3 protein-coding genes are annotated in these 6,148 nt (G+C 71.7%); 2 read left to right on the plus strand and 1 reads right to left on the minus strand.

Annotation, left to right across the window (positions count from 1 at the left end; all coding sequences use genetic code 11):
• Both V7067_RS14410 and V7067_RS14415 read left to right on the plus strand, forming a co-directional pair.
• Positions 1-852: BamA/TamA family outer membrane protein (locus tag V7067_RS14410; RefSeq protein WP_334176599.1), on the plus strand; the 852-nt coding region annotated here is incomplete at its 5' end.
• Between the two features lie 2 nt (positions 853-854).
• Complete coding sequence (locus tag V7067_RS14415; RefSeq protein WP_334176600.1) at positions 855-5,243, plus strand: translocation/assembly module TamB domain-containing protein; 4,389 nt, start codon at positions 855-857, stop codon at positions 5,241-5,243.
• A gap of 30 nt (positions 5,244-5,273) precedes the next feature.
• On the opposite strand, the gene V7067_RS14420 is transcribed toward V7067_RS14415, so the two are convergent.
• On the minus strand, positions 5,274-6,148 hold an 875-nt coding region (locus tag V7067_RS14420), incomplete at its 5' end, for an ATP-binding protein (protein WP_334176601.1).

Below are 6,148 nucleotides of genomic sequence, written 5' to 3' on the forward strand. Positions count from 1 at the left end.
GGCGTCAACGCCATCAACGATCTGGAATACAGCCTCGGCTACACCTTCGTGAAACCGGGCCTGTGGTCGCGCGATAACGAACTGTCGATTGCCCAGCATCTGGTGCGGCAGGCGCCAGATGCCTACACCCGCGAGGGTTTCGACAACGAAATCACGCTGAACCACCGCATCGACGACCAGCGTAACGTGTCGATCGGCTTCGCGCCGAGCTGGGCCAACATCACCGACAGCTTCGGCCACCACTATTACGCGCTGTTCGGCCTGCCGATGGCCGCCAACATCGATACCACCGACGACAAGCTCAACCCCAGCCGCGGCTATCGCGCCGTGCTGCAGCTGCAGCCGGTGGCCGGCGATATCGGCGACACCAACGCCATGCTGCTGTCCGGGGCGACGCTGACCGGCTATCACGCCTTCGACGAGGCCGGCCGCTTCATCGTGGCCGGCAAGCTGCAGGTCGGCAGCGTGCTCGGCCCCTCGCTGGCCGATACGCCCGCCAACGACCGCCTCTATGCCGGCGGCGGCGGTTCCATCCGCGGCTATGCCTATCAGGCCGCGAGCCCGCGCAACGAGTGGGGCCAGATCATCGGCGGCCGCAGCGTGTTCGTCACCTCGCTGGAGCTGCGCACCCGCATCACCGAGACCATCGGCATCGTGCCCTTTGTCGATGCCGGCAGTGCCTACACCGAAAGCTGGCCGGACTTCTCCGAGCCGCTCAAGGTGGGTGTCGGCCTCGGCCTGCGCTATTTCACCCCCATCGGGCCGATCCGTCTCGACGTCGCCACCCCGCTGACGAAGGAACCCAACGACGGCGCGGTGGCCGCCTATATCAGCATCGGGCAGGCATTCTGAGCATGGCGACAGGCAATCCCACCACGGCAGGGCACGAACGGGGCGGCAGGGCGCGGCGCGGCCGCGCCGGGCGCATCGTGCGGGCGCTGCTGCTGGCGCTGGCGGTGCTCGTCGTCGTGGTCGTTGCGGCGGTGGCCGGCCTCGTCTTCACCGCACCCGGGCGCACGCTGATCGTGCGGGCGGTGGGCGAGTTCACCCGCAACACCGCCACGCCGGTGACCATTGCCGGCATCGGGGGGCCGCTCGGCGACCTTACCGTGAGCGGCATCACGGTCGGCGACCGCGAGGGGCCGTGGCTGGCCATCGACCGCGTCAATCTGGTGTGGCAGCCGTCGCGGCTGCTGCGCGCCGCCTTCGTGGCCGACCGGCTGGCCATCGGTCATGTCGATGTCGCCCGCGCTCCGGTGGCCGGCGCGAAGACGGAGAGCACGTCGTCATCGGCCGGCGTGCCGCTCGATATCCGCATCGACGCCGTCGATGTCGGCAAGGTGTCGATCGGCGAGAAGCTGTCGGGGCGCGAGCCGGTGGCCTTCGCCATCCGCGGCCGGCTCGATCTGCCGATGCGCACCGCGACGGCGCCCGTCGACACCCGCCTCATCGTCGATGCGCTGGGGCCCGATTCGCCCGATCTCGACCTTGGCCTCGTCTTCCGGCCGGCCGATCAGACGCTGGCCATCGACCTCACCGCCGCCGAGCCGCCGGGCGGGCCGGTGCACCGGCTGGCCGGTATCGCCGGCGACGCCGCGCCGCTGAGCCTTGCCGTGAAGGGCGACGGCCCGCTCGATTCGTGGGCCGGCACGCTGACGCTGGCGCTGGGCGAACGCACGCTGACGACGGGCCAGGCCCATATCGTCCGCGTCGACGGCGGACGGCGCATCACGGCCGGTCTCAATGCCCCCATCGCCTTCGTGCTGCCGGCGCCTTATCGGCCGCTGGCGGGCGAGGCCATCACGGCGGCGCTCTCCACGCTGGTGAAGGACACCGGCGACGTGGTGATCGAAAAGGCCACCGTCGCGGCCGCCGCCGGCACGCTGTCGGCCACCGGCACGGTGGCGACCGCCTCCGGCGGGCTCGATCTTTCGGCCGAAGGCACCGTCGCGCCCTCCGTGGTGTTCGAGGGGCTGACCGGCAAGGCCGCCGTCTGGCAGACCATTGCCCTTTCCGCCCGCGTCGGCGGCACCACCGCGGCACCGACGGCTGTGGTGCGCGCGGCCATGAAGGCCCCGGGCGTGGCGGCGCTTTCCGCCGACACGCTGGCGCTGGAAGCGACCCTGAGCCAGACGCCCGGCCTGCTGGGCGGCGCCGGCACGCGCACGCTGGCCGTGACGGCACAGCTTGAGAAGGCGCAGCTTGCCGGCCGCGACCTTGGCCGGAGCGGCGCGCCGCGGCTGGCCTTCACCGCCACCCTCGGTGCCGGCGGCGCAATCACGGTCGACAGTGCCGATCTCTCGGCGCTGGGGCTCGGCGTGCGGGCGACCGGCAGTCTCGACGACGGGCAGGCGATGGTGTCGCTGACCGCCGAGAGCGACGACCTTGCGCCGTTCGGCACGCTCGCCGGCCAGCCGCTGACCGGCGGGCTGAAGCTGGCGCTGAACGGCGACGGCAACATTCCCGCCCGCACCGGCAACCTCCACCTCGACCTGTCGGCGAAGGGCCTGAAGACCGGCCTTGCGCTGGTGGACGGGCTGGCGGGGGCCGGCCCGCGGCTGTCTCTGGCGGTCTCCGCGGCGGCCGACCACACGGTAACGGTGGAGGCGCTGGCGCTGGAGGGGGCAAAGCTGACCGCGCGCGCCGACGGCCGCTTCGGCCCGGCCGGCGAGGGCGTGAAGCTGAAGGTCAGCCTTGCCGACCTGTCGCTGCTGACCCCGACGCTTGCCGGCAAGGCGGCGCTGGAGGGCACGCTTTCCGGCACCTTCGAGGCGCCGCGCTTCGCCGGTGCGCTGACCAGCGCCGAAATCGTCGCCGCCAGCCAGCGCATCGCTCCGTTCCGCGCCGATATCGAGGCCGGCCGCAAGGCGGATGGCAGCTTCGACGGGCGCATCGCGCTCGGCGGTTCCGCCGGCGGGCAGGCCATCACCGGCACCATCGACGGCGCTTATGGCCCGGCGGGGTTCCGCCTTGCCGTCGACCGGCTGGCGCTGGTGGGGCTTTCCGCCACCGGCTCGCTGTCGCAGACCGGCGGGGCGCGGCCGGTGGGGCGCATGAGCGTGCAGGCGGCCGACGTGGCGCCGGCGCTGGCGCTGGCCGGCCTCAAGGCCACGGGCTCCTTCACGGCCGATGTCGATCTCGGCAACGGCGGCGCCGATACCGCCCGTGCCCGCGTCAGCGTGCCGGCCTTCGCCCTGCCGCAGGTGTCGCTGTCGAAACTCACCCTCGATGCCACGGTCAGCGATCCGCTCAGGGCGCCGGCGGTGACGGGAACGGTCACCGCCGAGCGCATCGCCGCGGGCGGGCAGGTGATCGAACAGCCGCGCATCCGTGTGGAAGGGCCGCTGGAGCGCATCGCCACCCAGCTTTCGCTGCGCCTTCAGGGCGCCGCCATCGCGGCGGATGCCGTCGTGTCGCTGCCCCGGGACGTTCCGCCGGGCCGTGCGGTTTCCGTCGCGCTCAGCCGGTTCTCGGCCGAGCGGGCGCCCGCCGCCGTGCGCCTTACCCGCCCCGGCACCGTGGTCTGGAAGGACGACGTCGCCACCCTCGACCTTGCTCTGGGGGTGAGCGACGGGGCCGCCCGCGGCACGGCCACCGTGGCCGGCCGGGCCGGGGCGAAGGTGCTGGCGCTGGATGTGGGCCTTGAAAACCTGCCGCTCGGCCTTGCCGGCATCGTCGCGCCCGATCTTGGGCTTTCCGGCACCCTTGCCGGCCGCGCCAGGCTCGCCGGCAGCCCGACGGCGCCGAAGATCGATTACGATCTCGCCGTGCGTAACGCCCGCCTCGCCGCCATGCCGCAGACGGCTCCGGCCATCAACGTGACGGCGAAGGGCACCACCAACGGGCAGGGCCTGACGGTCGATGCCGCCCTTGAGGCCGGCACCACCCGGCTGAAGGCGCAGGGCACGGCGCCGCTCAGCGCCACCGGGCCGTTCAGCATCCGCGTCGGCGGCAATGCCGATCTGGCGCTCGTCAACCAGATCGCCCCGTCGGCCTCGCGCCGCCTCTCCGGCCAGCTCAGCCTCGACGGCACCGCCACCGGTACGGCCGCGGCGCCGCGCTTCAACGGCCAGCTGCGCATCAGCAACGTGGCCTTCTCCGACGTGATGCTGGGCCTCGATTTCCGCAACATCGGCGGCGTGGTGCGCATGGACGGCACCACGGCGCGGCTGGAAGGCATCACCGGCAATTCCGCCTCCGGCGGCTCGCTGGCGGTGGCCGGGCAGGTGGCGCTCGATCCGGCGCGCCATTTCCCCGCCGATATCCTGATTACCGCGCGCGGGCTGGTGCTGCGCTATCAGGGCATGGTGCGGGCCGATGCCACGGCCGATCTGCGCATCAGCGGCCCGGTTTCGGTTGCCCCGGAAATCGCCGGCTCCATCGTGCTCAACAGCGTCAACGTCACCGTGCCGGACCGGCTGCCCTCGTCGGCCGCCCCCATCGACGTGCGCCACATCAACGTGCCGCGCGACCTGCTGCCCTATTTCCCGCCGCCGCCGGCGCCCGCCCGGCCGGGCGAGGGCGCCACGCCGACCCCGTTCAACGCCGCGCTCAACATCACCGTCAGCGCGCCCAACCGGGTGTTCGTGCGCGGTCAGGGCATCGATGCCGAATTCCAGGGCTCGTTCCGCATCACCGGCACCAGTTCGGCCCCGGTCGTGAACGGCAATCTGGAGATGCGCCGCGGCACGCTGTCCATCCTCGGCCAGCAGCTCACCTTCAGCCGCGGCAACCTGACCTTCGCCGATTCGCTCGACCCCGTGCTCGATCTGGTGGCCGAAACCCGGGCCGCGGAAGTGACCGCGCGCATCGAGGTGACGGGCCGTGCCTCGGCGCCGGTGTTCAACTTCACCTCCACGCCGGAACTGCCGCAGGATGAGGTGTTGTCGCGCCTGCTGTTCAACAAGGCCGCCGGCGGCCTTTCGCCGGGCGAGGCGCTGGCGCTGGCCAATGCGGTGGGCAACATGTCGGGCTTCTCGCGCGGGCCGGGGCTGCTCGACCGCATCCGCCGCATCCTCGGCCTCAACCAGCTCTCGCTCGGCTCCGATTCCAATGACCGGCCCACGCTGGAAGCCGGTGCCTATGCCACCGACAACGTCTATATCGGCGTCAAGCAGGGCACCAATGCCGCCTCGACCCGCTTCTCCGTGCAGGTCGACGTGACGCCCAGCGTGAAGCTGGAAGGCTCCGTCGGCCTTACCGGGCAGACCTCGGTCGGCGTCACGGCCGAGCGCGATTACTGAACCGCCCCGATTACCGATCCGCCCGCGTCCTCAGCCCGGCACCCGCACGCGCACCCGCAGGCCGCCGAGAGGCGAATCGCCCAGCGTGACGTCGCCGCCGTGGCCGCGGGCGATGTCGCGGGCGATCGTCAGGCCGAGGCCGGTGCCGGTCTGGTCCTGATTGCGTGCGGCATCGAGGCGGAAGAAGGGCCGGAACACCGCCTCGCGGTCGTCGGGCGCGATGCCCGGGCCGTCGTCGTCGACCACGACCGTGATCCAGCCATCGGCATGGCGCGCCGCGATCTGCACGGTCCGGCCATAGCGCGTGGCATTGACCACCAGATTGAACAGCAGCCGGCTGAAGGCCATCGGCTTGACCACCACCATCGGCTCGCCCTCGAAGCTGGTGGGAAAGACGCTGGCACCGCGGGCAACGGCCTCGTCCTCCAGATATTCGAGGATGAGGGTCAGGTCGGTCTCGCGGGCCTGCTCGTCGCCGTCGCCGCGGGCGAAGGCGAGATAGGCCTCCAGCATGGCGTTCATCACGTCGACATCCTGCTTCAGCGCCTCGATCTCCTCGCCCTCGCCGATCAGGGCGAGTTCGAGGCGGAAGCGGGTGAGGATGGTGCGCAGATCGTGGGAGACACCGGCGAGCATGGTGGTGCGCTGCTCGATCTGGCGCTCGATGCGGCGGCGCATTTCCAGGAAGGCGAAGGCCGCCTGCCGCACCTCCAGCGCGCCGCGGGGGCGGAAATTCTCCACCGGCAGGCCGCGTCCGAAGCGCTCGGCCGCCTCCGCCAGCGTTTGGATGGGGCGGATCTGGTTGCGCAGGAACAGGATGGCGATGATGAGCAGCACCACCGAGGCGCCCACCATCCACACGAGGAAGATGTGGGCGTTGGAGGCATAGGTCTGGCTGCGGCGGG

The organism is Pseudoxanthobacter sp. (assembly GCF_036822375.1).
GTDB lineage: Bacteria > Pseudomonadota > Alphaproteobacteria > Rhizobiales > Segnochrobactraceae > Pseudoxanthobacter.

Bases quoted from the DNA above. Each gene is read 5' to 3' on its own strand.
- V7067_RS14415 (WP_334176600.1), top strand. From the start codon at position 855: ATGGCGACAGGCAATCCCACCACGGCAGGGCACGAACGGGGCGGCAGG.